At 61.6% G+C, this 26,504-nt stretch carries 25 protein-coding genes; 21 read left to right on the top strand and 4 right to left on the bottom strand.

Annotation, left to right across the window (positions count from 1 at the left end):
• Positions 1–24 precede the first annotated feature (24 nt).
• The 4 genes from ilvN (at position 25) to G365_RS0109230 (ending at position 3,568) form a co-directional block, all read left to right on the top strand.
• Positions 25–531 (top strand): acetolactate synthase small subunit, encoded by a 507-nt coding sequence (gene ilvN / locus G365_RS0109245; RefSeq protein WP_019645240.1) that lies wholly within the window; start codon positions 25–27, stop codon positions 529–531.
• Positions 532–615: 84 nt separating this feature from the next.
• Positions 616–1,635, top strand: a complete 1,020-nt coding sequence (gene ilvC / locus G365_RS0109240; protein WP_019645239.1) for a ketol-acid reductoisomerase — start codon at positions 616–618, stop codon at positions 1,633–1,635.
• A 428-nt stretch (positions 1,636–2,063) separates the two neighbouring features.
• Positions 2,064–2,639 carry a substrate-binding periplasmic protein gene (locus tag G365_RS0109235; protein ID WP_407635439.1) on the top strand — a complete coding sequence of 192 codons (576 nt, stop codon included), beginning with the start codon at positions 2,064–2,066 and terminating at the stop codon, positions 2,637–2,639.
• A gap of 212 nt (positions 2,640–2,851) precedes the next feature.
• Complete coding sequence (locus tag G365_RS0109230; RefSeq protein WP_019645237.1) at positions 2,852–3,568, top strand: substrate-binding periplasmic protein; 717 nt, start codon at positions 2,852–2,854, stop codon at positions 3,566–3,568.
• Between the two features lie 592 nt (positions 3,569–4,160).
• Here the strand turns inward: G365_RS0109230 and G365_RS20915 are convergent.
• Positions 4,161–4,955, bottom strand: a complete 795-nt coding sequence (locus tag G365_RS20915; protein WP_019645236.1) for a DeoR/GlpR family DNA-binding transcription regulator — start codon at positions 4,953–4,955, stop codon at positions 4,161–4,163.
• Positions 4,956–5,434: 479 nt separating this feature from the next.
• Between G365_RS20915 and glpD the strand changes: the two genes are divergently transcribed.
• From glpD to glpK, 9 genes are all read left to right on the top strand, one after another.
• Positions 5,435–6,961: a glycerol-3-phosphate dehydrogenase gene (gene glpD / locus G365_RS0109220; RefSeq protein ID WP_019645235.1), complete on the top strand. Its 1,527-nt coding sequence runs from the start codon at positions 5,435–5,437 to the stop codon at positions 6,959–6,961.
• 72 nt (positions 6,962–7,033) lie between these two features.
• Entirely contained in the window at positions 7,034–8,122 is a 1,089-nt protein-coding gene (locus tag G365_RS0109215; RefSeq protein ID WP_019645234.1) for an ABC transporter ATP-binding protein, read from the top strand.
• Between the two features lie 17 nt (positions 8,123–8,139).
• Positions 8,140–9,225 carry an ABC transporter ATP-binding protein gene (locus G365_RS0109210; protein WP_019645233.1) on the top strand — a complete coding sequence of 362 codons (1,086 nt, stop codon included), beginning with the start codon at positions 8,140–8,142 and terminating at the stop codon, positions 9,223–9,225.
• Complete coding sequence (locus G365_RS0109205) at positions 9,225–10,097, top strand: carbohydrate ABC transporter permease (RefSeq protein WP_019645232.1); 873 nt, start codon at positions 9,225–9,227, stop codon at positions 10,095–10,097. Before G365_RS0109210 ends, G365_RS0109205 begins: the two co-directional genes overlap by 1 nt.
• A complete protein-coding gene (locus tag G365_RS0109200) occupies positions 10,097–10,927 on the top strand; it encodes a carbohydrate ABC transporter permease (protein ID WP_019645231.1) in 831 nt (276 codons plus the stop codon). The genes G365_RS0109205 and G365_RS0109200 overlap by 1 nt, the downstream gene beginning before the upstream one ends.
• 22 nt (positions 10,928–10,949) lie before the next feature.
• Positions 10,950–11,228 carry a DUF2160 domain-containing protein gene (locus G365_RS0109195; protein WP_019645230.1) on the top strand — a complete coding sequence of 93 codons (279 nt, stop codon included), beginning with the start codon at positions 10,950–10,952 and terminating at the stop codon, positions 11,226–11,228.
• Between the two features lie 93 nt (positions 11,229–11,321).
• Positions 11,322–13,046, top strand: coding sequence for an ABC transporter substrate-binding protein (locus G365_RS0109190; RefSeq protein ID WP_019645229.1), 1,725 nt, complete (start codon positions 11,322–11,324; stop codon positions 13,044–13,046).
• 247 nt (positions 13,047–13,293) lie between these two features.
• Positions 13,294–13,542 (top strand): hypothetical protein, encoded by a 249-nt coding sequence (locus tag G365_RS0109185; RefSeq protein WP_019645228.1) that lies wholly within the window; start codon positions 13,294–13,296, stop codon positions 13,540–13,542.
• A gap of 116 nt (positions 13,543–13,658) precedes the next feature.
• Positions 13,659–15,164, top strand: coding sequence for a glycerol kinase GlpK (glpK, locus tag G365_RS0109180; protein WP_019645227.1), 1,506 nt, complete (start codon positions 13,659–13,661; stop codon positions 15,162–15,164).
• A gap of 127 nt (positions 15,165–15,291) precedes the next feature.
• On the opposite strand, the gene alaS is transcribed toward glpK, so the two are convergent.
• A complete protein-coding gene (gene alaS / locus G365_RS0109175; RefSeq protein ID WP_019645226.1) occupies positions 15,292–17,916 on the bottom strand; it encodes an alanine--tRNA ligase in 2,625 nt (874 codons plus the stop codon).
• 290 nt (positions 17,917–18,206) lie between these two features.
• A complete protein-coding gene (locus G365_RS0109170; protein WP_019645225.1) occupies positions 18,207–19,241 on the bottom strand; it encodes a threonine aldolase family protein in 1,035 nt (344 codons plus the stop codon).
• Between the two features lie 459 nt (positions 19,242–19,700).
• Here G365_RS0109170 and G365_RS0109165 point away from each other — a divergent pair, with 459 nt between their 5' ends.
• From G365_RS0109165 to G365_RS0109150, 4 genes are all read left to right on the top strand, one after another.
• Positions 19,701–20,558, top strand: coding sequence for an ABC transporter ATP-binding protein (locus tag G365_RS0109165; RefSeq protein ID WP_019645224.1), 858 nt, complete (start codon positions 19,701–19,703; stop codon positions 20,556–20,558).
• 160 nt (positions 20,559–20,718) lie between these two features.
• Positions 20,719–21,477, top strand: coding sequence for an ABC transporter substrate-binding protein (locus G365_RS0109160; protein ID WP_019645223.1), 759 nt, complete (start codon positions 20,719–20,721; stop codon positions 21,475–21,477).
• A 116-nt stretch (positions 21,478–21,593) separates the two neighbouring features.
• Entirely contained in the window at positions 21,594–22,238 is a 645-nt protein-coding gene (locus G365_RS0109155) for an ABC transporter permease (protein ID WP_245554728.1), read from the top strand.
• Between the two features lie 15 nt (positions 22,239–22,253).
• Positions 22,254–22,979, top strand: coding sequence for an ABC transporter permease (locus tag G365_RS0109150; RefSeq protein WP_019645221.1), 726 nt, complete (start codon positions 22,254–22,256; stop codon positions 22,977–22,979).
• A gap of 81 nt (positions 22,980–23,060) precedes the next feature.
• Here G365_RS0109150 and G365_RS20910 read toward each other — a convergent pair whose 3' ends face one another.
• On the bottom strand, positions 23,061–23,984 hold the full coding sequence (locus tag G365_RS20910; RefSeq protein ID WP_019645220.1) for a LysR substrate-binding domain-containing protein: 924 nt from the start codon (positions 23,982–23,984) through the stop codon (positions 23,061–23,063).
• A 302-nt stretch (positions 23,985–24,286) separates the two neighbouring features.
• On the opposite strand from G365_RS20910, the gene argE reads away from it, so the two are divergent.
• The 4 genes from argE (at position 24,287) to G365_RS0109130 (ending at position 26,504) form a co-directional block, all read left to right on the top strand.
• A complete protein-coding gene (gene argE / locus G365_RS0109140; RefSeq protein WP_019645219.1) occupies positions 24,287–25,438 on the top strand; it encodes an acetylornithine deacetylase in 1,152 nt (383 codons plus the stop codon).
• A gap of 63 nt (positions 25,439–25,501) precedes the next feature.
• Complete coding sequence (locus G365_RS23790; RefSeq protein ID WP_155976204.1) at positions 25,502–25,651, top strand: hypothetical protein; 150 nt, start codon at positions 25,502–25,504, stop codon at positions 25,649–25,651.
• A gap of 60 nt (positions 25,652–25,711) precedes the next feature.
• Entirely contained in the window at positions 25,712–26,119 is a 408-nt protein-coding gene (locus tag G365_RS0109135; RefSeq protein WP_019645218.1) for an SAM-dependent methyltransferase, read from the top strand.
• 85 nt (positions 26,120–26,204) lie between these two features.
• The gene (locus tag G365_RS0109130) at positions 26,205–26,504 is read left to right on the top strand and encodes a DUF2849 domain-containing protein (protein WP_019645217.1); all 300 of its coding nucleotides are present in this window, start codon (positions 26,205–26,207) and stop codon (positions 26,502–26,504) included.

The following is a 26,504-nucleotide window of genomic DNA, read 5'->3' as shown; positions in this document are numbered from 1 at the left end:
TGACAGGGAGTAAACACCGTGCAAATGTCGACCGAAATCCAGTGTCACACCATTTCCGTTCTGGTGGATAACGAGTCCGGGGTTCTGGCCCGGGTGATCGGCCTGTTCTCCGGGCGCGGCTACAACATCGAAAGCCTGACGGTGTCCGAAGTGGACCCGCGCGAAAAGCTGTCGCGGATCACGCTGGTCACCTCGGGGACCGAGATGGTGATCGAGCAGATCAAGGCGCAGCTCAGCCGTCTGGTGCCGATCCACAAGGTGCGCGATCTGACCGTCGAAGGGGCGCATGTCAGCCGTGAACTGGCGCTGATCAAAGTTGCCGGAACCGGAGACAAGCGGGTCGAAGCCCTGCGCATTGCCGATATCTTCCGTGCCAACGTTGTTGATTCCACCAACGAAAGCTTTGTGTTTGAGATTGTCGGCAAGACCGACAAGCTCGACGCGTTCATCAAACTGATGGAACCGCTGGGGCTGATCGACGTCGCCCGCACCGGGGTTGCCGCCATCGCCCGCGGGGCCGAGGCCCTTTGATCTTTTATCGTGTCACTGCGGCGGGGAGTGCGTCCCCGTCGCCTTCATCTTCCAACTGACAGTTTGGTTTAAAAGGACAAAATCATGCGCGTTTATTACGATCGCGATGCCGACGTTAACCTGATCAAGACCAAGAAGGTCGCTGTTGTCGGTTACGGCTCGCAGGGCCACGCCCATGTGCTGAACCTGCGCGATTCCGGCGTGAAGGATGTCGCGGTCGCCCTGCGTGAAGGCTCTGCCACCCGCAAGAAGGCCGAAGGTGAAGGCCTGAAGGTCATGACCCCGGCTGAAGCCGCTGTCTGGGCCGACGTGGTCATGATCCTGACCCCGGACGAACTGCAGGCTGAGCTGTACTACGCCGATCTGCACAAGAACATGAAGGAAGGCGCCGCCCTCGTCTTCGCCCATGGTCTGAACGTTCACTTCAACCTGATCGAGCCGCGCAAGGACCTCGACGTGTTCATGGTCGCCCCGAAGGGCCCGGGGCACACCGTGCGTTCCGAATACAAGCGTGGCGGTGGCGTGCCGTGTCTGGTCGCCGTGGCCCAGAATGCCTCTGGCAATGCCATGGAACTGGCCCTGTCCTACGCTTCCGCCATCGGCGGTGGCCGTTCGGGCATCATCGAAACCAACTTCCGTGAAGAGTGCGAAACCGACCTGTTCGGCGAGCAGGCCGTTCTGTGCGGTGGTCTGACCGAGCTGATCAAGGCCGGTTACGAGACGCTGGTCGAAGCCGGTTATGCCCCGGAAATGGCCTACTTCGAGTGCCTGCACGAAGTGAAGCTGATTGTTGACCTGATGTACGAAGGCGGCATGGCCAACATGCGCTATTCGATCTCCAACACCGCTGAATACGGCGACTATGTCACCGGTCCGCGCATCATCACTTCCGAAACCAAGGCGGAAATGAAGCGCGTTCTGGATGATATCCAGTCCGGCCGTTTCGTGCGCGACTGGATGCTGGAATGCAAGGCCGGTCAGCCGTCCTTCAAGGCCACCCGTCGCCGCAATGCTGAGCATGGCATTGAAGAAGTCGGTTCCCGTCTGCGCGCCATGATGCCGTGGATCGGTGCCAACAAGCTGGTGGATAAGGAAAAGAACTGATCCTTCGGGATCGGCTTCCGGATCGGTCAGCCTATACAGGCTACGGCAGATCCCCGCTGTGCGACGCCCCGCAGGAAACTGCGGGGCGTTTTGCATGTCCGGGGGCCGGTTCTGACCCGGGGGTAATTGCATAAAGCTGCATGTTCTTACACTAAGGGTGGAAATAAGATTTCTCCTGCATTCTTTCAGGTGTAAACGTATATCCATCAGGGCGGGCTGGCTTTGATTCAGGAGATGATGTCGCTCATGGTGTCGGTGTGTTGAGGGTTTGTGGTTTTTGTGTCGGTTTGTTTGTGGCTTTGTTGTCAGGGTTTCCAGCCGCTGCGGAGCAGCGGACACTCACCCTGTATGGCGGCGATAAGCAGGCCCCGGTCGTATGCAATGATGAGGCAGGGCGTCCGGGGGCGCTGACGGAGAAGGCTACCGAGATGTTTCGCCGGGCCGGATATGCGGTGCGGATTGAATGCACCGCATGGAGCCGGGCACAGGCGTTGGTGAAGTCTGACCCTGACGGTATTATCCTGAATATCGCCCGGACACCCGAGCGGGAGGGCGAATATCGCTGGCTGGTGAAAACCGGAGAGGTTGATTACGGGATCGCCACCACCCGCAGCGATGTGACGTCTCTGGAAACTGCTTTGCAGGCCGGGCCGGTGGTTGCGGTGCGGGGCACGCCACGGGTCACCGAATTGCAGGCGGTCGGGCCTGACCGCAACATCGTACAGGTCAATGACCCTGAGCAGGCCGGCCGGATGCTGATCTCCAACCGCGTGATCGCATGGTATGATACTGATACCGGGATCCGGCGGACCTGGGCCGAGCTGGCTCCGGTCATCCGTCCGTCTTTCGTCATGGTTCGACGGGTTTCCGGGTATCTGGCTGGCGGGCATAGCCTGCAAGGGGCTGAGCAGATTAGCCTTGGGCTGGAGCAGGCGATGATGTCAATGCGGGAAGATGGCAGCTGGCAGGCTATTGACCTCCGCTATTCGGCGTCATCAAAGTAAGACTGGTGGCGGCGCTGTGCTGTACTCATAAACAAGGGGCACCGGCTGCTGTCTGATCGCGGCAGGGGAAGGGCTGACATGCTGGCGCGGTCGCGTGATGGACGGGGGGCGTGATGAGACAGCCGGCGCAGCCGCGCACCGCAATCCGAGGGTTGATCCGGCGAATGGCCGTTGTCTGTGTCCTCCTGCCTTTGCTGGCAGGGGGGTTCTTTTTGCCTGCAGCGGCGCAGGACCTTTTTCTCTATGGCGATGATCATCAGGGGCCGTTTGTTGGCCCGGATGATGCCCCCGGTCTGTTCCGTGAGGCGACGGAGGAGATGCTCCGGCGGGCGGGTGTCCCTTACACCCTGATCCTGACCCCGTGGCGGCGGGCGCAGGCTGAGCTGAAAGCCGGAGCAGGCGGGATAATCATGAATCTGGCCCGCACCCCGGCGCGGGAGGAAGAATTCCGCTGGTTGGTCCGGGTGGTTTCCACCCCCTATGTTTTGGTCAGTCGCACCCGGGGCTATGACACCCTGTCAGAAGCCTGTGCCGATGGTCTGGTGGTGGCGTTGGCCGGGACCCCACGGGCAGAGGAAGCGGCCTCTCTCTGTGGGGCGGGACAGGTGATCCCGGTCAACGATCCACAGCAGGCGGTGCGGCTGCTGCAAAGCGGGCGGGCGGTGGCGTGGTATGAAATCGAGCTGCGGGCCCTGCATGCATGGCGGTCAGCGGGGTATGATCCAGAGATGCTGAAAAGCGGCAGGCCGCTGCAGACCTTTGACAGTTATCTGGCGGCCAGTCTGGCCTTGCCGGAGGCAGAGGCCCTGCAGAAGCGTCTTCAGCAGGCGTTTGCCACCATGCAGGCGGATGGCACCTGGGAAGCGATTCTGGCGGCCTACGTCGGTCCGGTCCGGGCGCATACTCTTGCGGCAGGCCGGCGGCGCTGAAAAAAAATACCCCCGCGCCAGTCTGCCGTTTCGTCAGTCCCTCCAGGCCCGGGCGGATGACGGCGGCTGCGTGGCAGCGGGGGTAAGAGTAAGGCGGTTGCCCTGCGGGACGCACCGCGCTGTCTCGGGATACGGGAGAGAGGACCGCATCACCGAACGGAGTGCCCGGGCCCGGTATGCCGGGGCGGGCGGAATGGGGGCCGGAAGGTTCTGGGGAAACCTTCCGGTATAAGGGAAGGAATGAGGAGAGGGATTTGAGGATTAAAGGAGAGAGAGATAAGCAGGGTTACCGACGGCCACGTGGGCGGCTGCGGCGTGATAGCAATTAAAGCCCCGAGAGAGGGAAGGGCTGATCGCTACCGGCCAGTGCCATGCATCCGTTGCCGGAGGGGTGTTGCGGGCTGTTTGCCGATCCGCAGCCGCCCATCGTGGCGTCGATGACCCTGTTATACGCAGCTTCTCCCTCGAATGCAAGTGCAAATGATTTGCAATTGCGTTTTTGGTGCAAATGAGGGGTGCGGGGCAGGGCTGAAATGAAAAACCGGCGCAAAGTCAATGCCTTGCGCCGGTGTTGCTGGTTGGGGGGAAGGGGTCAGATCTCGCTGTAAGTGGGGCGCGGGGGCTGTCCGGTCAGAGAAAAAACGTCCACGCCGTGCTGGGTACAGGCCTGCGTCAGCTTGGGGGAGATCATTTCGTCCGTGAAGAAGGCGGTGATCTGCGAGAAATGACCGATCCGCACCGGAGCGGACCGCGACAGCTTGGTTTTGTCGGCGACCAGATAGGTTTTGCGGGCATTTTCAATGATCGCCTGCGCGACCCGGACCTCGCGGTAATCGTAATCGAGCAGGGCACCGTCTTCATCAATCGCCGACGCGCCGATCACCGCATAGTCCACTTTGAACTTTTTGACGAAATCGGCGGTAGCCTCACCGATCAGGCCGCCGTCGGAACGGCGCAGAAGGCCACCGGCGACAATCACCTCGCAGGACGGATTCTGTATCAGGGTGTTAGCGACATTCAGGTTGTTGGTGATCACCAGCAGGTTGCGGTGATTCAGCAGGGCCCGGGCCACCGCTTCGGTGGTGGTGCCGATATTCATGAACAGCGACGCATTGTTCGGAATTTCGGCAGCGCACAGACGGCCGATTTCGGTTTTTTCATCTGCGGCAATGATCCGCCGGGCTTCATAGCCGACGTTTTCGATGCCGGAGGCGAGAACCGCACCACCATGCACGCGGGCAAGCATGCCGCGGTCACACAACTCATTCAGATCACGGCGGATGGTCTGCGGTGTTACCTTGAACTGTTCGGCCAGTTCATCGACCAGAACCCGCCCGGCATCGCGGGCGGCATCCATGATTTCCTGCTGACGGAAGGACAGGGGCATGGGGCGGGTCTCTCTCCGGGGGTTTTGCCGGTTTCGTTATGGTCAGCCGACAGGGGGGGATATTGTTTTCCCCTGTTCTCCGGCTGTCATCGCGGCGTTTCGTTCAAAAGAATAATTCGGTTGCGCAGATGGTCAAGTGGCGAGTCGAGTGAATGTTTCATTTTTGTGACAGTTTCGTGAATGTGCGTCTTCCGGTAAGCGCGTGGCGACAGAGCGAAACATCATGGATTTCTCTGTAGTGATCTGATTTTTATCATATTTATGTCTTCTGTCCGGTTTTGGAGGTTATTCTGCGTGTGCGTAAATGTTGTGTGCATGTGCGAAATATGAACGTTTCATCGTCCAAAATTGAACTTTTACGAAAATTTCCTTGACCATAATGCGTCAATCCCGCTCAATCTCACTAACTGGCGAACCACGCACAGCATAGCAGCGGGTCATTCGGGCCCGGTTAGACAAGACCGGTTGGTGGGAAGAACATGACGGATCAGGCGATCTACGATCTGGCGATCATCGGGGGCGGTATCAATGGCTGCGGCATTGCGCGCGATGCCGTCGGGCGTGGCCTTTCGGTGTATCTGTGCGAGCAGGGCGATCTGGCGCAGGCAACCTCTTCCGCCAGTACCAAGCTGATCCATGGCGGTCTGCGCTATCTGGAATACTATGAGTTCCGTCTTGTGCGCGAAGCCCTGATTGAACGTGAAGTGCTGCTGAATGCCGCGCCGCATATCATCTGGCCGCTGCGCTTTGTGCTGCCGCACGTCAAGGGGCTGCGTCCGGCGTGGCTGCTGCGCCTTGGTCTGTTTTTGTATGACAACCTCGGCGGGCGTAAGCTGTTGCCGGGGACCCGTGGCCTTGATCTGCGGCATGATGCCGCCGGTGCGCCGCTGCGGGATGGATACCGCAAGGGATTCGAGTATTCTGACTGCTGGGTGGAAGATGCCCGGCTGGTGGTGATGAATGCGATGGACGCGGTGGAACGCGGCGCGGTGATTGAGACCCGTACCCGCTGCACCGGGGCCCAGCGTGAGGATGGTCTGTGGCTGGTGTCGGTTACTGATGCCGATACCGGGCTGTCGAAGAGCATCCGTGCCCGGGCGATCGTCAATGCTGCCGGCCCGTGGGTGGAAGACGTGCTGACCACCAAGGTCAAGGCGACTGTTCCGGCCCGTATCCGGATGGTCCGGGGCAGCCATGTGGTCGTTCCGAAGATCTTCGAACATGACCGGGCTTATATTTTCCAGAATCCCGATGGGCGTATCGTGTTCGCTATTCCTTACGAGCATGATTTCACCCTGATCGGCACCACCGATCACGATCACAAGGGTGATCCGGCTGCCGTGCACTGTACCGAAGAGGAAGCGCAGTACCTCTGCGATGCCGCGTCGGAATACTTCAGGCGTCCGGTCCGCCGTGAGGATGTGGTCTGGACCTATTCCGGCGTTCGCCCGCTGTATGATGACGGGGCTTCCGCCGCGCAGGCCGCCACCCGCGACTATGTGCTGAAGCTGGAGGACGCCAATGGTGCCGCCCCGCTGCTGAGCATCTTCGGTGGCAAGATCACCACCTTCCGGAAGCTGGCGGAATCAGCGCTGGAAAAGCTGATCCCCTACTTCCCCGGCAAACGCGGCCCGTGGACTGATAAAGCGGTCTTCCCCGGTGGGGATTTCTCCCCGACCGATGTGTGGTCCCTGATTGCGGCGCTTAAGAAAGATTACCCGTTCCTGGATGATGTCTGGGCCCGCCGTCTGGTCCGTGCCTATGGCACCCGCGCCCGTCAACTGCTGGGGGATGCGGCGTCTGTCGCGGATATGGGGGAACAGTTCGGGGCCACTCTGACCGAGCGGGAAGTGGTATACCTGATGAAGAAGGAATGGGCGCGCGAAGCCGCCGATATCGTCTGGCGCCGGTCCAAGCTGGGCCTGCGGATGACGGCGGAGCAGATCGCCCGTCTTGATCTGTGGATGCGGACCAACCGTGGGGTGGTTTCCCCGGCTGCTGAATAGGTGTGTCACCATTTGTACCGGTTCTGCTGAAGAAACGTCCGCTACCAAATAAATCATAAGGAACAGGGGCCAATGACCCTTACGCTGGAGAACGTCACAAAAACGTCAGGGCGTGAGACTCATATCCACCCGGTGTCAATGACACTGGAACGGGGGAGTCTCAACGTGCTGCTCGGTCCGACGCTGTCGGGCAAAACCACCCTGATGCGCCTGATGGCCGGGTTAGACAAGCCGTCTTCCGGCCGGGTGCTGTGGGACGGCAAGGATGTGACCGGGGTGCGGGTGCAGGATCGCAACGTGGCGATGGTGTACCAGCAGTTCATCAATTACCCGGCCCTCAGTGTCTATGACAACATTGCCTCGCCGATGCGTCTGAAGAAGGTCGATACCGCCACCATTGACCGTAAGGTCAAGGAAGCGGCGGCCCTGATGAAGCTGGGCCATCTGCTGGACCGCAAGCCGCTGGAACTGTCCGGCGGCCAGCAGCAGCGCACCGCTCTGGCCCGCGCTCTGGTCAAAGGGGCCGATCTGGTCCTGATGGACGAGCCGCTGGCCAATCTGGATTATAAGCTGCGTGAGGAACTGCGGGTCGAGATCCCGAAGATCTTCGAAGAGTCCGGCGCGATTTTCGTTTATGCCACCACCGAACCGCATGAGGCCCTGCTGCTGGGGGGCAATACCGCCACCCTGTGGGAAGGCCGGGTCACGCAGTTCGGCCCGACCCCGGTGGTGTACCGCCAGCCCGGCACGATGACCACGGCGCGGGTGTTCTCTGATCCGCCGATGAACTTTATCGCCGTTGCCAAGGCAGGCAACCGCCTGCTGTTCGGTGAAGGCCAGAGCACGGTTGCCGCCGGATCTCTGGCGGCGCTGCCGGATGGCCGGTACACCGCCGGGTTCCGTCCCAACCACGTCCGCCTCAATCCCCCGGCGGGGGAGGCTTTAAGCTTCCGCGTCCGTGTCGCGGTGACGGAAATCACCGGGTCTGAAACCTTCGTCCATGCCGATCACGGGGATGACCGCTGGGTCGCCCTGCGTCACGGCGTGCGCGATCTGGAAATCGGGTCGGCGATCGAAGTGTTTGTCGAGCCGCAGCACGTTTACGTGTTCGGCACTGACGGTGCGCTGGTGGCTGCTGCCGCCTACGCCGCCGCGGCCTGAGGAGCGGAGAGACCCCGATGGCAAAGATTACCCTGTCCAATCTGGCGCATGCCTACCGCCCCAATCCGCAGAGCCGCAGCGATTTTGCGCTGAAGCAGATGGATCACGTCTGGGATGACGGTGGCGCCTACGCCCTGCTCGGCCCGTCGGGCTGCGGCAAGACCACCCTGCTGAACATCATTTCCGGCCTGCTGATCCCGTCTCAGGGCAAGGTTCTGTTCGGTGAGGTCGATGTCACCCGGCTGCCGACCGAACAGCGCAACATCGCGCAGGTGTTCCAGTTCCCGGTCGTGTATGACACCATGACGGTGTACGACAATCTGGCCTTTCCGCTGCGCAACCGTGGGACGGAGGCGCATCTGGTTGATGCCCGGGTTCGCGATATTGCCCGTATGCTGGGCATGACCGACGTGCTGGGCAAGAAGGCACAGGGCCTGACCGCTGATGCCAAGCAGAAGATTTCCCTCGGTCGGGGGATGGTGCGCGAGGACGTCTCGGCGATTCTGTTCGACGAGCCGCTGACCGTGATCGACCCGCATATGAAGTGGGAGCTGCGGACCCAGCTGAAGGCCCTGCACCGCGAATTCGGCCACACCATGATTTATGTCACGCACGATCAGACGGAGGCCCTGACCTTCGCTGATAAGGTGGTGGTGATGTATGACGGCGAAGTGGTGCAGATGGGCACCCCGGCGGATCTGTTTGAACGCCCGGCCCATACTTTCGTCGGCTATTTCATCGGCTCGCCGGGTATGAACGTTCTGCCCGCGAAAGTCGATGGATCGGTCGCCTATCTGGAAGGCTGTCAGATTCCGCTGGCCCGTCACTACAGCGGGCTGGAAGCCGCCAAGACTGTCGAAATCGGCTGCCGCCCCGAATTCCTGACCCTGACCGATGGCCCGGACGGCCTGCCGGTTCAGGTGCGCCGGGTGGAAGATGTCGGTCGCCTGAAGATTGTCCGCGCTGATTTCTTCGGTCGGGAAGTGAATATCATCGCTCCGGAAGGGGCCAGCATTGGCGACCGTCTGAACCGGGTGGTGTTCGATCCGTCGCGGATCAACGTCTATGCCGACAGCTGGATTGTCGAAGGGAAGGCGGCGTGATGGAAAAGACCTTTAACAACAAGGCCTGGTTCATGGTGCTGCCGGTGGTTCTGCTGGTGGCGTTTTCGGCGGTGCTGCCGCTGATGACCGTGGTCAACTACTCGGTGCAGGATACATTCGGCAATAACCAGTTTTTCTGGGCCGGTCTGCAGTGGTTTGAGGAGGTTCTGACCTCTGAGCGTCTGCACGATGCCCTGATCCGTCAGTTTATCTTCTCCGGCGTCATTCTGGCGATTCAGATCCCGCTGGGGATTGCGGTGTCGCTGTGCATCCCCAAGCGTGGGGTGTGGTCCTCGTTCTGTCTGGTGCTGATGGCCCTGCCGCTGCTGATTCCCTGGAACGTGGTCGGCACCATCTGGCAGATCTTCGGGCGCGTCGATATCGGCCTGCTCGGGGCGACCATGGCGGCGCTGGGGATTGATTACAACTATACCCAGAACGCCGCCCATGCGTGGATCACCATTGTGGTGATGGATGTGTGGCACTGGACCTCGCTGGTGGCCCTGCTGTGCTTTGCCGGTCTGCAGTCAATCCCGGATGCTTATTATCAGGCTGCCAAGATTGACGGGGCCAGCCGCTGGAAAATATTCCGGTATATTGAACTGCCGAAGATGAACCGCGTGCTGCTGATTGCCGTGCTGCTGCGGTTCATGGACAGCTTCATGATTTACACCGAGCCCTTCGTGGTCACCGGTGGCGGCCCCGGCAACTCCACCACCCTGCTGTCGATCGACCTTGTGAAGATGGCACTGGGGCAGTTTGACCTTGGTCCGGCTGCGGCATTCTCGATCATTTACTTCCTGATCATCCTGCTGCTGTCGTGGGTGTTCTACACCGTGATGACCAACTATGGGAAAGGGGAGGGCCGCTGATGTCCACCGCCGTTCAGTCCGGTTCGTCCCGGATCAACGCCCGCACCGTCGGCATGGCCCTTTACCTGCTGTTCCTGCTGGTGCCGATTTACTGGCTGCTGAATATGAGCCTGAAGACGAATGAGGAAATCCTCTCGACCTTCTCGCTGTGGCCGCACAATCTGACGTTTGCCAACTACATGGTGATCTTCACCGATTCCAGCTGGTATTCCGGCTACATCAACTCGATGATTTATGTGGGTCTCAACACGGTGATCTCGATCGCCGTTGCGCTGCCCGCCGCCTATGCGTTCTCGCGCTACCGCTTTCTTGGTGACAGCCATCTGTTCTTCTGGCTGCTGACCAACCGGATGGCCCCGCCCGCCGTGTTCGCGCTGCCGTTCTTTCAGCTCTACAGCTCGGTCGGGCTGTTTGATACCCACATTGCGGTGGCGCTGGCCCACTGTCTGTTTAACGTGCCGCTGGCGGTGTGGATTCTGGAAGGGTTCATGTCCGGCGTGCCGAAGGAAATCGACGAGACCGCCTATATTGACGGCTATTCCTTCCCGAAGTTCTTCATCAAGATCTTCACGCCGCTGATTGCCAGTGGCATCGGGGTGGCGGCGTTCTTCTGCTTCATGTTCTCGTGGGTGGAGCTGCTGCTGGCCCGGACCCTGACCTCGGTCGATGCCAAGCCGATTTCGGCGGCGATGACCCGCACGGTTTCTGCCTCCGGCCTTGACTGGGGGGTGCTGGCCGCTGCCGGGATCCTGACGATCGTTCCGGGTGCGCTCGTCATCTACTTCGTGCGCAATTACATCGCCAAGGGCTTTGCCCTCGGCCGGGTCTGACGGTCTTAAGGAGGATATCAACATGGCTCTCGACTGGATGGCCTGGACCTGGCAGACCGCCGCGTTCTTCGGCTGCATCGGTATCACCCTTGTCGGTATGACCGTGTGGGCGGTCGTCGCCCCGCAGGCACCGCGTATGGGCATTCTGCGCTTTGAAACCACCCCCGGCGACCGTCTGTTCGTGTCGCTGCTGGGCAGTGCCTTTATTCATCTTGGCTGGCTCGGGTTGATCGGTGATCCGCTGTGGGCTGCCAGCATTGTTTCCGTCGTGTATGCCGCTGCGGTGTTCCGCTGGGTGTAAGCGCCGGTTGAAGGACGGAGCGGGGATCCCGAATTCCCCGCCCGTATCAGTCCAACAAGGAACTGAGACATTGAAAGTCATGGGAGGACTTGCATGAAATCGGGTATTAAGACCACGGTTGCCGCCATTGCGCTGATGACCGGCCTGTCTGCCCCGGCCTTTGCCGGTGTGGAAGAAGCCAAAAAGTGGGTGGACAGCGAATTCCAGCCGTCGACGCTGTCGAAAGACGCGCAGCTGAAGGAAATGGAGTGGTTCATTCAGGCTGCCGCCCCGTTCAAGGGCATGGAAATCAACGTGGTCTCGGAAACGCTGACCACCCATGAATACGAAGCCAAGGTGCTGGCCAAGGCCTTCACCGAAATCACCGGGATCAAGGTTCGCCATGACCTGATCGGCGAAGGCGATGTGGTCGAAAAGCTGCAGACCCAGATGCAGTCCGGCAAGAACATCTATGACGCCTATGTCAACGATTCCGACCTGATCGGAACCCACTACCGCTACAACCAGACTGTTGCCCTGTCCGACTTCATGAAGGGCGACGGTAAGGATGTCACCAACCCGGATCTGGACCTGAAGGACTTTATCGGTCTGTCCTTCACCACCGGCCCGGATGGCAAGATTTATCAGCTGCCGGACCAGCAGTTCGCGAACCTGTACTGGTTCCGGTACGACTGGTTCACCAACCCGGATATCAAGGCGAAGTTTAAGGCCAAGTATGGTTATGACCTCGGCGTGCCGGTCAACTGGTCGGCCTATGAGGACATCGCTGATTTCTTCACCAACGACGTGAAGGAAATCAACGGCGAGAAAGTCTATGGCCACATGGACTACGGCAAGAAGGACCCGTCGCTCGGCTGGCGCTTCACCGATGCGTGGCTGTCGATGGCTGGTGCCGGTGACAAGGGCCTGCCGAACGGTAAGCCGGTTGATGAATGGGGTATCCGCGTTGCCGGGTGCCGTCCGGTCGGCTCTTCGGTCGAGCGTGGCGGTGACACCAACGGTCCGGCGGCTGTCTATTCCATCACCAAGTATCTGGAGTGGCTGAAGAAGTATGCCCCGCCGGCTGCCGCTGGCATGACCTTCTCGGAATCCGGTCCGGTTCCGGCGCAGGGCAACGTCGCCCAGCAGATCTTCTGGTACACCGCGTTCACCGCTGACATGGTGAAGGACGGTCTGCCGGTGGTGAACAAGGACGGCTCGCCGAAGTGGCGCATGGCCCCGTCGCCGCATGGCGCTTATTGGGAAGAAGGCCAGAAGCTTGGCTATCAGGATGCCGGTGCCTGGACTCTGCTGAAGTCCACTCCGGTTGACCGTGCCAAGGCTGCCTGGCTGTATGCCCAGTTTGTCAACGCCAAGACCGTGTCGCTGAAGAAGAGCCATGTCGGCCTGACCTTCGTGCGTGAAAGTGACATCTGGGACAAGTCCTTCACCGAACGCGCCCCCAAGCTGGGTGGTCTGATCGAGTTCTACCGTTCCCCGGCCCGTCTGCAGTGGACCCCGACCGGCACCAACGTGCCGGACTATCCGAAGCTGGCGCAGCTGTGGTGGCAGAACATCGGCGATGCTGCCTCGGGTGCCAAGACCCCGCAGCAGGCGATGGATGCCCTGGCGGAAGAGCAGGATAAGGTGCTGGGCCGTCTCGAGAAGGCCGGGGTGCAGGGTGACTGCGGCCCGAAGCTGAACGAGAAGAAGGACAAGCAGTACTGGTTCGACCAGCCGGGCGCTCCGAAGGGCCCGCTGGCCAACGAAAAGTCGAAGCCGGAAACGGTTGACTATGATCAGCTGATCAAAAGCTGGGAAGCTGTGAAGAAGAACTAAGGCTTTTGCCCCTGCCGGATGGCCCCGGCAGGGGCAGAACCGGCCCGCCCTCCGGCTGTTTTGCGGGCGGAAGACGGGCTGATACCGGGACAGGCGCACGGCACCGGGGATTTCCGGTGCCGTGTTGCTGATCCCACCCCTCCTGATGCGAAGCAAGGGCCGGGTTCCGATCCGGCCTTGGTTTTTCGTGGACGGCGGTATGGGGGCTGAGACTGGCGTTTCCCGCCCCCGCAGTCACTGAGCGGACTTGCCGCCGGATCGCAACGGTGATCCGGCGGTTTTTTACAGGACCCTGGCGGATCGCAACGGTGATCCGGCGGTTTTTTACAGGACCCTGGCGGATCGCAACGGCGATCCGGCGGTTTTTTACAGGACTCTGGCGGATCGCAACGGTGATCCGGCGGTTTTTTACAGGACCCTGGCGGATCGCAACGGTGATCCGGCGGTTTTTTACAGGACCCTGGCGGATCGCAACGGTGATCCGGCAGTTTTTTGACATACAGCGGGCCCGGCGTCCGTGGCGTGTTTATGAATTCAGAACCGGGCAGAGAGTACGTTATGCTCCTGCCGGACAGTCCGGGAACGGACGTTGAAGGGGAAGGAACCTGTGCAATGACCACTTACGTTCTCTCGATCGATCAGGGCACCACGTCCAGCCGCGCCATTCTGTTTGATCAGGCGTTGCGTGTGGTTGCTGTCGGGCAGGAGGAGTTTGCGCAGCATTTCCCCAATTCGGGCTGGGTGGAACACGATCCGGAAGATCTGTGGTCTTCGACAGCAGCGGTTTGCCGTTCGGCGCTGGAACGGGCAGGGGCTCTGCCGGATCAGATCGCAGCCATCGGCGTGACCAACCAGCGCGAAACGACCGTGGTGTGGGACCGCGACACCGGCAAGGCCATCTATAATGCCATCGTCTGGCAGGACCGCCGGACCGCTGATTTCTGCTCCCGCCTGAAGGCGGAAGGGCATGAACCGATGGTGACGGAGAAGACCGGCCTTCTGCTGGACCCCTATTTCTCCGGGACCAAAATTGCCTGGATCCTCGACTCTGTCGAGGGGGCACGGGCAAAGGCCGAGGCCGGAAAGCTGATGTTCGGTACGGTGGATAGCTGGCTGATCTGGCGGATGACCGGCGGCGCTGTCCATGCCACCGATGCCACCAATGCGTCCCGCACCATGCTGTATGACATCCGCCGTGGATGTTGGGATGAAGATCTGCTGAAGCTGCTGAACATTCCGGCATCGATGCTGCCGGAGGTCAAAGACAGTGCGGCGGACTTCGGTGTCACCCGTCCCGATCTGTTCGGCGGTCGCAGCATCCCCATTCTTGGCAATGCCGGTGATCAGCAGGCGGCCACCGTCGGGCAGGCCTGCTTCAAGCCGGGGATGATGAAGTCAACCTATGGCACCGGCTGCTTTGCCCTGCTGAATGTGGGGGAAACCCCGGTGCGGTCGCAGAACCGCCTGCTGACCACTGTGGCCTATCAGTTGAAAGGCAAGCCTGCCTATGCGCTGGAAGGGTCGATCTTCGTCGCCGGGGCGGTGGTACAGTGGCTGCGGGATGGCCTGCAGATCATCCGGTCGGCCGCAGAGACCCAGCCGCTGGCCGAGCAGGCGGATCCGGCCCAGAGTGTCTACATGGTCCCTGCCTTCACCGGCCTTGGTACACCGCATTGGGATGCCGATGCCCGGGGGGCGATCTATGGTCTGACCCGGGGCACCGGCCCGGCAGAACTGGCCCGGGCGGCACTGGAAAGCGTCGGGTATCAGACCCGTGACCTGCTGGAGGCGATGAAGGGCGACTGGGCTGCTGCTGCTGCCAGTGCCGGGGAGACCGTGCTGCGGGTTGACGGTGGCATGACGGCTTCAGACTGGACCATGCAGTTTCTCGCCGACATCCTCGGGGCCCCGGTGGACCGCCCGAGGGTGCCGGAAACCACGGCGCTGGGGGCCGCGTGGCTGGCTGGCATGCAGGCCGGGGTTTATCCGGATCAGGAAGGATTTGCCGCCACATGGGCTCTGGACCGCCGCTTCACCCCGACGATGGAAGAGAGCCTGCGGACCCGTAAGTATGCCGGGTGGCAGGATGCCGTCCGCCGGACGTTGACCCGGGGATAAGCACCGATACCGCACCCCGGCTTCTCAGACAGAAAAACCCCCGCCAGAGGGATCCGGCGGGGGTTTTGACTGAGCAGGCAAACCTTCGGGCGGCGTCCTGCGGGATGCGCCGCCGTCAGGGTTTTCGTCAGGCCAGTTTGGCTTCAATAGCATCCAGCGCGGCCTGCGCCTTGTCACCATCCGGGCCACCGGCCTGTGCCATGTCGGGACGGCCACCGCCGCCCTTGCCGCCGACCGCTTCCGACCCGGCGCGGACCAGATCAACCGCGCTGAAGCGGTCCTTCAGGTCAGCGGTGACGGCGACCACCAGATTGGCCTTGCCTTCAACCACCGACACCAGCGCGATGACGGCAGAGCCAAGCTGCTTGATCAGCTCATCGGCAATCGGCTTCAGGTCGCGGGCAGGCACTCCATCCAGCAGGCGCGGGGCGTAGGTGATGCCATTGACCGTCTTTTCCGACGAGCCGCCGCCTGCCCCGCCCAGAGCCAGCTTCTTGCGTGCGTCTTCCAGGTCTTTTTCCAGCCTGCGCTTTTCGTCCATCAGGGCGGTGATGCGGTCGGCCAGCTCCGACGGCTGGGCCTTCAGGGCATCGGTTGCGCGCAGCAGATGGCTGTCGCGCTCGGCAACCCAGGCCAGCGCCCCGGCGCCGGTCACCGCTTCGATACGGCGCACGCCGGAGGCGACCGCACTTTCAGAAACGACCTTCAGCAGGCCGATATCACCGGTCCGGCGCACGTGAGTCCCGCCGCAGAGTTCGGTCGAGAAGCCGCCCATGGTGACCACGCGCACTTCATCGCCGTACTTTTCGCCAAACAGCGCCATCGCCCCGGCTTTAATCGCCGATTCCGGGTCCATCAGCTTGGTGGCGACCTCAACGTTGGCGCGGATTTCGGCATTCACAGCCACTTCGACCGCCGCCAGTTCCTCAGCGGTGATTGCCTTGGGGTGGGAGATGTCAAAGCGCAGACGCTCGGCATCCACCAGCGAGCCCTTCTGGGTCACATGCTCGCCCAGCTTAGTGCGCAGGGCGGCATGCAGCAGGTGAGTGGCGGAGTGATTGGCCCGCACGGCAGCGCGGTAGGCGCCATCGACATTCAGGAAAGCGGCGGCCCCGACATGGACACTGCCATCAGCGACAGTGCCGATGTGCACCACCAGATCGCCCAGCTTCTTCTGGGTGTCGGTGATGGTGACATGGCCTTTGCCGTCAGAGACGGTGATGGTGCCACGGTCACCGGTCTGGCCACCGGATTCACCATAGAACGGGGTCTGGTTGACGATTAGGGCGACAGTCTGGCCCTTTTCGGCAGACTGCACCGGCTGGCCATCAACGACCATCGCCACCACCTGACCTTCAGCGGTTTCGGTGGAATAACCGAGGAATTCGGTGGCGCCGACCTGTTCGCGCAGCTCAAACCACACCTTTTCGGTGGCGGCTTCGCCCGACCCGGCCCACGATTTGCGGGCCTTGGCGCGGGCTTCTTCCATCGCGCTGTTGAAGCCGTCGGTGTCGACGGCATAGCCTTCGCCGCGCAGGGCATCCTGCGTCAGGTCCAGCGGGAAGCCATAGGTGTCATACAGGGTGAAGGCGACTTCGCCCGGCAGGGTGCCGCCGCTGACCAGCTTCGACTTTTCGCCGTCGAGCAGGCGCAGGCCGCGTTCCAGCATCTGCTTGAAGCGGGTTTCTTCCAGCTTCAGGGTTTCGGTGATCAGGGCCTGCGCCCGCTCCAGTTCCGGGAAGGCCTGCCCCATGCGGCGCACCAGCGCCGGGACCAGCTTGTACATCAGCGGGTCCTGACAGCCCATCATATGCGCATGGCGCATGGCACGGCGCATGATGCGGCGCAGCACATAGCCACGGCCTTCGTTGGACGGCAGCACGCCGTCAGCGATCAGGAAGCAGGTTGACCGCAGGTGGTCGGCGATCACGCGGTGGCTGACCTTGTGCGGGCCGTTCGGATCGGTGCTGGCGGCATCGGCGATGGCTTCGATCAGGCCGCGCATCAGGTCGATGTCGTAGTTGTCGTGCTGGCCCTGCAGCACGGCGGCCAGACGTTCCAGCCCCATGCCGGTGTCGATCGACGGCTTGGGCAGGCTGATGCGGGTGTTGGCATCAACCTGTTCATACTGCATGAACACGAGGTTCCAGATTTCGATGAAGCGGTCGCCGTCCTGCTCGGCGCTGCCCGGCGGGCCGCCCCACACCTTGTCGCCGTGATCGAAGAAGATTTCCGAACACGGGCCACAGGGGCCGGTTTCCCCCATCATCCAGAAGTTGTCGCTGGTCGGAATGCGGATGATGCGGTCGTCGGATAGGCCAGCCACCTTTTTCCAGATCCCGGCGGCGTCTTCGTCACTGGAATGGACCGTGACCAGCAGCTTGTCCTTCGGCAGGCCGAATTCCTTGGTGATCAGGTTCCAGGCAAAGGCAATGGCGTCATCCTTGAAATAGTCACCGAAGGAGAAGTTCCCCAGCATTTCAAAGAAGGTGTGGTGACGTGCGGTGTAGCCGACGTTATCCAGGTCGTTGTGCTTGCCCCCGGCACGCACGCATTTCTGCGATGTTGTGGCGCGGGAGTAGGGGCGGTGTTCCTGCCCGGTGAAGACGTTCTTGAACTGCACCATCCCGGCGTTGGTGAACATCAGCGTCGGGTCATTGCGCGGAACCAGCGGACTGGATTCAATAGCTTCGTGACCGTTGCGGGCGAAGTAATCCAGAAACGTGGTGCGAATATCGTTGGTCGTCTTCATGGCGGCACACTTTCACACTACAGGCGCTTTAATACTGCGGGCGCGAAAGCCCGCGGCGGCCTGTGCCGGGGCTGTTCCTTGGCATAAACGAGATCCCGTTTTACGGGGGAAGAGGCGTACTGTCCAGAGATCCGTCTGTTTTATGGGTGTTCTGCCGGTATGGTTTCGCCCTGTGTGCTGTTATGGCGCGGCGACCAGCCCAGCCCGTCAGAATAATCGTCGGGAATTCGATGATCCGGGCAGGCCCCCCCCCACGCACGCACGGGGGGCGGGGGGCGCTTTTGTTCGCATCAGGCGGTGGCGGCGGTGGCAATCACCGTCGCCACGTCGTCCGCCCGGGTGTCGAAGGCGGTGACGAGACGGACCGCCCCCGGCCCGAGGTCCGGCCACGGGGCGACGATCACCCCGGCGGCGGTCAGGGCAGCCCGCACCGGATCCGGCAGGCGGACAAACACTTCGTTGATGGCGGTGGGCAGCAGCAGCTCTACCCCCGGGACTTCTGTCAGCCCATCCGACAGCATTGTGGCCATGGCATTGGCATGGGCGGCATTGCGCAGCCAGACGCCATCCTGCAGATACGCCGACAGCTGAATGCCAAGGAACCGGCTTTTACTCAGCAGGTGGCCCGCCCGTTTACGGTGATACTGGAAAGCCTCCGCATGGTCCGGGTTGAAGAAGATCACCGCTTCCGCAGCCCACGCCCCGTTTTTGGTTGCCCCGAAAGACAGGGCATCGACCCCCAGCCGCCATGTCATGTCAGCGGGGGAAACCCCCAGCGCCATCACCGCGTTGGCAAAGCGGGCCCCGTCCATATGCACGGCCATGCCGTGTTCGCGGGCAACGCTGCACAGGTCCTCGATCTCTTCCGGATAATACAGGGTGCCCAGTTCGGTGGCCTGCGTCAGGGTCAGGGCCTTGGCCGGGGCACGGTGGACGCCCCGTGACCCTGCTGTTTCCGCGGCCTCCCGCACCGCCTCAACCGTCAGTTTGGCATCGGTGCCGGTCACGGGCACCAGCTTGGCCCCGCCGGTCAGCAGGCCGGGGGCGGTGGCTTCGTCACTGTTTACGTGGGACTCGGTGTGGCACAGGATGGTGCCCCAGGGCGGGCACAGGGTGGCCAGTGCCAGGCAGTTGGCGGCGGTGCCGGTCAGCACCGGAAAAGCCACCAGATCCGGTTTTTCAAACAGCTCCCGCAGTTCGGCCTGTGCGGTCTCGGTCCATTCGTCATTGCCATAGGACGGTGCTGTGCCGGTGCTGGCATCCAGCAGGGCCTGCGCCACTTCCGGGCAGCAGCCGGTGACATTGTCTGAGGCAAAGTTGAGCATGGGGAGTCCTGTGTTGCTGGGTCGGGCCGGGGATCGGGCCTGTGGCTTCCGGTCTGGCCATCTTCAGCAGATTTGACCGGGTCTGTGCAGTATTTTCTTGTGCGGTATGACACTTTGCCGAAAAGGTCCGGCGATCTGCCGGATGAAAAACGCTGTTTGGGCAGATCGTCCGGTTACGCTTGGCGGAAGTGTCTGGCAGGCTTTCTGTCATAAAGAATGCGGCTGAAAAACAAGACGGGCCGCAAGAAAACAGGCTTCACATCTATATGCGCATCCGCTGATCAACAGTGGATTACCGGGAGACTTCGGCCATGCCACGCAATAGCGTTGCCTGCAGGGCAACTTTCTTTCTTGACACCTCTTCACCTGCCCCTTGAAACTGATGCCTTCGGAATGCCCCCAGTCTTCTCGGGGCGCACTGACCGGAGCCCGTTCAACGGCGCCTGATCCGGACCGGCCATGGCACTGGCTGTTCGTCGGCGTCTGTCTGCAGCCGCAGTTTTCAATGAGGTCCAGGTGACCAGAAATACGAACAGGGACACCGGAGCAGGGGCCGCAACCCCGGCACTGGACGTCGAGGATATTCATAAGAAGTTTCATGGTCTGGAAGTGCTGAAAGGCATCTCTCTGACCGCGTATGACGGTGATGTCATCTCCATCATCGGGTCGTCAGGGTCCGGTAAAAGCACCTTTCTGCGCTGTATCAACTTCCTTGAGACCCCGGATGCCGGACGGATCCGCGTCGGCGGTGAAGAAATTGAGGTGCGCCAGAAGCGCGGCAGCCTGCAGGCCAGTGACCGCCAGCTGGTCAAGCTGCGTCAGCGTCTTGGTTTCGTATTTCAGAACTTCAACCTGTGGCCGCACATGACGATTCTTGAGAACGTCATTGAAGGGCCGGTGCAGGTGCGTGGCCTGTCCAAAAAAGAGGCGGTCGAAAAGGCTGAGGCCCTGCTGGCTAAAGTCGGTATCGACAGCAAGCGTCATGCCTATCCGTCACATCTGTCCGGCGGGCAGCAGCAGCGGGCGGCCATCGCCCGGGCGTTGGCGATGGACCCGCAGGTGATTTTGTTTGACGAGCCGACCTCCGCCCTTGACCCCGAGCTGGTGGCCGAGGTGCTGGGGGTGATGCGCGGTCTGGCCGAGGAAGGCCGGACCATGCTGATCGTCACGCATGAAATGGGGTTCGCCCGCGAGGTTTCGAACAAGGTGGTGTTCCTGCATCAGGGACGGGTTGAGGAACAGGGGCCGCCCGGTAAGGTGCTGGTTGACCCTGACTCGCCGCGCCTGCGACAGTTTCTGTCCAGCCACCTGCACTGACCGGCCTGCCGGAAGGGGCAGGGGGCCGGTACCGGCACCTGCCTCCCCCGGTGGTCCCTGTGATCCGGGTCTGGCGGAGGGTGCCGCAGGCAGTGCCGCTGCCGCCAGACCGGCCAAGACCGGCCGATTGAGCCGGACCATCAAACAAGGAGAGGTTTCCGTGGCCACTTTCAAAAAGTCCCTGCTGGCGGTTGCCGCCGTTGCCGCCCTGATGACCGGCGCCACCGCCGCTCAGGCCGCCCAGAAGATCAAGATTGCCACCGAGGGCGCTTTCCCTCCGTTCAGCGCCATGAGCAAGGAAGGCAAGGCGATCGGCTTTGACGTTGATATCGCCAATGCCCTGTGCGCCGAAATGAAGGTGGAATGCCAGGTCGTTACTCAGGACTGGGACGGTATCATCCCCGGCCTGCTGGCGAAGAAGTACGATGCTATCGTGTCGTCGATGTCGATCACCGACGAGCGTAAGAAGGCGGTCGATTTCACCGACCCGTACTATTCCAACAAGCTGCAGTTCGTCGCCAAGAAGGGCGTGGACTACACCCTGACCGCCGACGGTCTGAAGGGTAAGGCCGTCGGGGCCCAGCGTGCCACCATCTCCGCCGAGTGGATGGAAAAGAACATGCCGGGCATTGAGACCAAGCTGTATGGCACGCAGGAAGAAGCTTTCCTTGATCTGGCCGCCGGCCGGACCGATGTTGTGCTGAACGATGTCTACGTCACTTATGACTGGCTGCAGAGCGACGCTGGCAAGGCTTTTGAATACAAGGGCAAGGTCGTTTATGACGACGACAAGATCGGCATCGCCGTGCGCAAGAACGATGCCCTGCGTGAAAAGCTGAATGCGGCGATCAAGGTGATCCGTGCCAATGGCACTTATGCCAAGATCAATGCCAAGTATTTCCCGTTCGACATTTATTAAGCTGCGACCGGACGGGGGCGGCTCCTGCCGGGGCCGCCCCCGTTTCTATTGGGGCTTTTCCTTATAACTGATACATGTCAGGCAGGTTGGGCGTGCTGCAAGGATTTGGACCGCAGTTGCTGGCCGGATTGGCGATCACCGTGCAGGTTGCACTGGTGGCGCTGGGGGTCGGATTGATTCTCGGCCTCGGCGGCGGGATCGCCAAGGTTTATGGAAACCGGGCCGTGCGCGGGGTGGCGGAGGTTTACACCACCATCTTCCGCGGGCTGCCGGAATTTCTGGTGGTACTGATCGCCTTTTTTGGCGGATCGCTGATTTTGGCGCAGTTTTCCGAGGATGCGGAGCTGAACGCCTTTACCGCCGGGTCTCTGGCGCTGGCGACCACCTTCGGGGCCTATGCCACCGAGGTGTTCCGTGGGGCGTTTCAGTCGGTGCCGCCGGGACAGATAGAGGCCGGGAAGGCGGTCGGCCTGTCGGGGCTGACCATCATGCGGCGCATTGTGCTGCCGCAGGTGTGGCGTCTGGCCCTGCCGGGGCTTGGCAACCTGTTCCTCAGTCTGCTGAAGGATACGGCGCTGGTGTCGGTGATCGGGGTGGATGATCTGATGCGCAAGGCCGATATCGCCCGCAGCGTCACCAAGGATTCCTTTACCATGTATGCAGCGGCTGCCGTGCTGTATCTGATCCTGACGGCGGTCACCACGGTGATCCTGCATCTTCTGGAACGTCGGGCCAGTCGCGGCATCCGGCGCGCGGCGTAAGGGAAGGGGCGGATCATGGATTTCAGTTTTGAGCTGATTATCGACAGCCTGCCGCAGTTGCTGGCCGGTGTCGGGCTGATCCTGAAGCTGGTGGCGGCGGCGGTCTGTCTTGGCTTTTTCATCGCGGTCCCGGTTGCGGTGCTGCGCACCAGCCGGAGCCCGCTGGTACAGGCACTGCCGTTTTCCTACGTGTTTTTCTTCCGGGGGACCCCGCTGCTGGTACAGATCTTTTTGATCTACTACGGTCTGGGGTCGTTTGAGGTGGTACGCAACAGCCCGTTGCTGTGGCCGATTTTGCGCGAAGCCTACTGGTGTGCGCTGATTGCCTTCACCCTGAACACCGCCGCCTATTCCGCTGAGATCCTGCGCGGGGCAATTATGGCGGTGCCGTTCGGCGAGATTGAGGCGGCCAAGGCGATCGGGATGACCCGCGTGCAGGCCTTCCGGCGGATTATCCTGCCCCGGGCCTTCCGGATTGCCCTGCCTGCCTATGGCAACGAGATCATTTTCATGATCAAGGGGTCGGCGCTGGCCTCAACCATCACGCTGCTGGATCTGACCGGGGTAGCGCGGCGGATTGTCGCCCGGACCTATAAGCCGGTGGAAGTGTTTCTGGCTGCGGGCATTCTGTACCTGATCATCGTTTACGGGGTGACGTGGCTGTTGAAGCGGCTGGAACGCCGTCTGTCGATTACCCCGCCGCGCCTGCCGGTGAAGGCCGAGGATGCCGGTCCGGTGTGATATCATGGTGTATCCAGGCAGAAACGCCGGGGCTTTGGTGCCCCGGCGTTTTTGTCTGCGGATGCCGGAATAAACCGGTTCTCAGTCCGTGACGCAGGTGGCGGTGTTCAGGGCAGGCGGCGATTCACGCAGGGCCTGCCGGAGGCAGTCGGTGAAGGCGGCGGTCAGGTGAGGGGACCGCTGGCGGGTTGGCAACAACACCGAATAGCGGTAGCGGACTTCGGTCGATACCGGCCGCAACACCACCCCGTGCGGTACATAGGTCTGGGCGGCGAAGGGCTCAAACAGGCCGATCCCGGTGCCCTGTGCCACCATGGCATAGGCCACCATCGAGTGGGTGGTGCTGACCCGGCGGCGCGGACGGATCCCGTGTTCGCGGAACAGCTCGTCGGTCCGGTTCCAGCTTAACGGCCCCAGCGGCAGGATGCTGATGAAATCCTGATCGTGGAAATCGGCGAGATCAATCTGGTCCTTGGCCGTCAGCGGGTGCCCGGCAGGCAGGGCGGCGACAAACGACACCTCGGCCAGCGGGATCTGCTCAACACCGGGGGCGTTGCTCATTTCCTGCGACAGCGCCAGATCGGCCTGACCGGACTGCACCACTTCCTGCGTGCTGGGGGGGTGCAGGATGTCGATGGTGACGTTGACATCCGGATGATTACACTGAAACAGCCGGATTGCCGCCGGAACCAGAGACGCCGCCAGAACCGGCAGGGCGCAGATGGTCAGGGTTTCGCCACGCGTTTCGCGGATGCGGTCAGCGGCGGCTTCCAGCTTTTGCAGGCCGACGAAGGCGTGATCGACGGCGGTATAAAACTGCAGCCCTTCCTGTGTCGGTGACAGGCGGCCGCCGGTCCGGTGGAACAGCTTGAATTCAAGGCTGTCTTCCAGATCCGCCAGCAGACGGCTGGCGGAGGGCTGGGTGATCTGCAGCAGCGAGGCCGCGCCGGTGACCGATCCGGTCAGCATGGCGGCGCGGAAGGCTTCAATCTGGCGGAAACGCATGCCTGCGGTCGTGCCTTTCGGGTAACAAGGGGGAGTGGCTGCCCGGCCCGGATGACGGAGGGGGCAGCAGGGTGACCGGCACTATACCCGGTCCTGCGGGTGGGCTGTATGTGGCAAGCGTATACCCTGTTAGGGCCGCTGCATTATTCGGACAGATAATATGATCCGTCTATGGTCTATACATTTCCGGCTGGTAGCCGGGGGCCGGACTATTGCGGTTGTCGCCTGCGAAACAGGGTGTTACACGGGAGAAAGGCGCCTGTCCGCCGATACTCCCCATCCCCGTTTACAGGAGCTGACCAGTGGATCAGTCTTCCCGCGATATGATTGCCCGCCTGATCGGGTTCGATACGGTGTCCCGGTCCAGCAATCTGCCGCTGATCAAGGACGTAAAGGCCTATCTGGCCGGTTTCGGGATTGAAAGCCATCTGGTCTATAACGCGGATCAGACCAAGGCCAATCTGTACGCCACCATCGGGCCAATGGTGGAAGGCGGGGTTGTCCTGTCCGGGCATACCGATGTGGTGCCGGTCGATGGGCAGCCGTGGGATACCGACCCCTTCACCGTGGTGGAAAAAGACGGTCGGCTGTACGGGCGCGGCACCTGCGACATGAAGGCCTTTTCTGCCGTGGCGCTGGCACTGGTCCCGGAGATGCTGGCGGCGGGCCTGAAGCGGCCGATCCATCTGGCCCTGAGCTATGACGAGGAAGTCGGCTGCCTTGGTGCCCCGTCGATGATTGAACGCATTGTCGCCGATCTGCCGAGGCCGGAGGCGGTGATCGTTGGCGAGCCGACGGATATGAAGCCGATTCTGGGGCACAAGGGCGTGGTCGCCCTGCGCACCACCATCACCGGGCATGAGGCCCATTCCAGTCAGGTTCACCGTGGCGTCTCGGCGGTGATGACCGGGGCGCGTCTGATCACCTTCATTGCCGACATGATGGCGGAGAACAGCGCGGTGGCGGATCCGGAAAATCCGTTCACTCCGCCCTATACCACCCTGCACTGTGGTGTGATCAACGGCGGTACGGCCCTGAACATTATTTCGCGCGAGTGCAGCTTCCTGTGGGATATCCGTCCGGTGCCGGGCGATGACTGGCGGCGGTATCTGACCCGGTTTGAAGAGTACTGTGCCACGCTGACGCCGGCGATGCAGGCAATTGCCCCGCACACCGGCATTGTGACGGAAGTGCTGTCGGATACGCCGTCGATGTTCACCGAGGCTGATAGCCCGGCGGCGCTGCTGGCCTATAGCCTGAGCGGGCACAACACCGCCGGATTCGTTCCCTATGGGGCAGAGGCAGGGCAGTTCATTCAGGCCGGTCTGTCGACTGTGATGTGCGGCCCAGGGTCGATCGATCAGGCGCATCAGCCCAATGAATTCATTGAGATTTCGCAGGTGACTGCCTGCGAGGACTTCCTGCGCCGCCTGATCCGCCGTCAGGCTGTCTGAGACGACTCCCGGAGACAGTGTGGCGGATAAAGTACACCGTACTTTACGGGGAATGCTGATTTTATGGAAACCCTCTCCTGCCCGTGGGTGGGGAGAGGGTTTTCTTTTTTGTTTATAAAACAAGGCACTGCAAATTTAGCATTTAAAAAATGTATATTAAAAAATAAATTACACAAAAAAATCGCAGCAATCGTTGACGGTGGGAAATATTAACAGTACATATCTGTCTATGGACGGGGATGACCCCGCCGCAAAGACAGAATGGAGGCTGCCATGTCTCACTCCCTTGGCCCGGTTCAGATCATCACCGCAGCGTCGTCCGATCCCGACATGCTGACCGTGAAGGCCGCGCGGCTGCTGGAAGGGGCGGGCGCCGTGGTGTTTGATGATCCGGCGCTGGGCCCTCTGGCCCGTCTGGCTGATGACGCTGTCGTGCTGCAGGTGGCCCCGTGGGATGATATTCCGGGGCTGGTCGCGGCTCTGGCGCGGGAAGGTCTGGCAGTGGTGCGGCTGGCGTCGCAGGCTGATGCCGCCGGGGTGGCGTGCGAGGCTGACGCCCTGCACGCTGTCGGTATTCCGGTTGGCACGCTTGGTGCGGCTGCGGCCTGCACCCCGGCATCCCGCCGTCCCCACAGCTGGCTGGATCTGGCTTTCCCGCCGCTGTTCGCCGCCGCAGTCTAAAGGGTTGCCTTCAGGGAAGCCCGTAAAACAGAAACGCTAAAAAAAGACCGCCGCAAAACAAGGCGGAGACCAGAGAGAGATCCCGATGAGCCGCCAGATTGTTTCTGCCAACCGCCTGACTGACGGGCTGGTGGTGTTCCGTACCGCCGCCGGAACGTGGACTGAACGGGCTGAAGATGCCCGCGTCTACAGCGTTGAAGAAGCCGAGATTGAAGTCGCTGCCGCATCACGGGAAGGGACCGTGGTTGTCGGGGTCTATGCGGTTGATCTTGAAGAGCAGGGCTCTGCGCCGTCCCGCCTGCGGGAACGGATCCGCGCCACCGGCCCGACCGTGGCGTATGGCCCCGCCGCCGTGATTTCTCCCCGCCGCGCCGCAGGAGCCTGA

The sequence above is a fragment of the Novispirillum itersonii subsp. itersonii ATCC 12639 genome, assembly GCF_000381985.1.
Taxonomy (GTDB): Bacteria; Pseudomonadota; Alphaproteobacteria; order Rhodospirillales; family Rhodospirillaceae; genus Novispirillum; species Novispirillum itersonii.
The sequence above is the reverse complement of the archived record's forward strand: the minus strand, read 5'-3'. Positions and strand labels throughout refer to the sequence as shown.

Excerpts from the sequence above, each read along its gene's own strand:
- ilvN (WP_019645240.1), top strand. The coding sequence starts at position 25 with ATGTCGACCGAAATCCAGTGTCACACCATTTCCGTTCTGGTGGATAAC.
- ilvC (WP_019645239.1), top strand. The coding sequence starts at position 616 with ATGCGCGTTTATTACGATCGCGATGCCGACGTTAACCTGATCAAGACC.
- G365_RS0109235 (WP_407635439.1), top strand. The coding sequence starts at position 2,064 with ATGTTTCGCCGGGCCGGATATGCGGTGCGGATTGAATGCACCGCATGG.
- G365_RS20915 (WP_019645236.1), bottom strand. The coding sequence starts at position 4,955 with ATGCCCCTGTCCTTCCGTCAGCAGGAAATCATGGATGCCGCCCGCGAT.
- glpD (WP_019645235.1), top strand. The coding sequence starts at position 5,435 with ATGACGGATCAGGCGATCTACGATCTGGCGATCATCGGGGGCGGTATC.
- G365_RS0109215 (WP_019645234.1), top strand. The coding sequence starts at position 7,034 with ATGACCCTTACGCTGGAGAACGTCACAAAAACGTCAGGGCGTGAGACT.
- G365_RS0109210 (WP_019645233.1), top strand. The coding sequence starts at position 8,140 with ATGGCAAAGATTACCCTGTCCAATCTGGCGCATGCCTACCGCCCCAAT.
- G365_RS0109205 (WP_019645232.1), top strand. The coding sequence starts at position 9,225 with ATGGAAAAGACCTTTAACAACAAGGCCTGGTTCATGGTGCTGCCGGTG.
- G365_RS0109200 (WP_019645231.1), top strand. The coding sequence starts at position 10,097 with ATGTCCACCGCCGTTCAGTCCGGTTCGTCCCGGATCAACGCCCGCACC.
- G365_RS0109195 (WP_019645230.1), top strand. The coding sequence starts at position 10,950 with ATGGCTCTCGACTGGATGGCCTGGACCTGGCAGACCGCCGCGTTCTTC.
- G365_RS0109190 (WP_019645229.1), top strand. The coding sequence starts at position 11,322 with ATGAAATCGGGTATTAAGACCACGGTTGCCGCCATTGCGCTGATGACC.
- glpK (WP_019645227.1), top strand. The coding sequence starts at position 13,659 with ATGACCACTTACGTTCTCTCGATCGATCAGGGCACCACGTCCAGCCGC.
- alaS (WP_019645226.1), bottom strand. The coding sequence starts at position 17,916 with ATGAAGACGACCAACGATATTCGCACCACGTTTCTGGATTACTTCGCC.
- G365_RS0109170 (WP_019645225.1), bottom strand. The coding sequence starts at position 19,241 with ATGCTCAACTTTGCCTCAGACAATGTCACCGGCTGCTGCCCGGAAGTG.
- G365_RS0109165 (WP_019645224.1), top strand. The coding sequence starts at position 19,701 with ATGGCACTGGCTGTTCGTCGGCGTCTGTCTGCAGCCGCAGTTTTCAAT.
- G365_RS0109150 (WP_019645221.1), top strand. The coding sequence starts at position 22,254 with ATGGATTTCAGTTTTGAGCTGATTATCGACAGCCTGCCGCAGTTGCTG.
- G365_RS20910 (WP_019645220.1), bottom strand. The coding sequence starts at position 23,984 with ATGCGTTTCCGCCAGATTGAAGCCTTCCGCGCCGCCATGCTGACCGGA.
- G365_RS23790 (WP_155976204.1), top strand. The coding sequence starts at position 25,502 with ATGGAAACCCTCTCCTGCCCGTGGGTGGGGAGAGGGTTTTCTTTTTTG.
- G365_RS0109135 (WP_019645218.1), top strand. The coding sequence starts at position 25,712 with ATGTCTCACTCCCTTGGCCCGGTTCAGATCATCACCGCAGCGTCGTCC.
- G365_RS0109130 (WP_019645217.1), top strand. The coding sequence starts at position 26,205 with ATGAGCCGCCAGATTGTTTCTGCCAACCGCCTGACTGACGGGCTGGTG.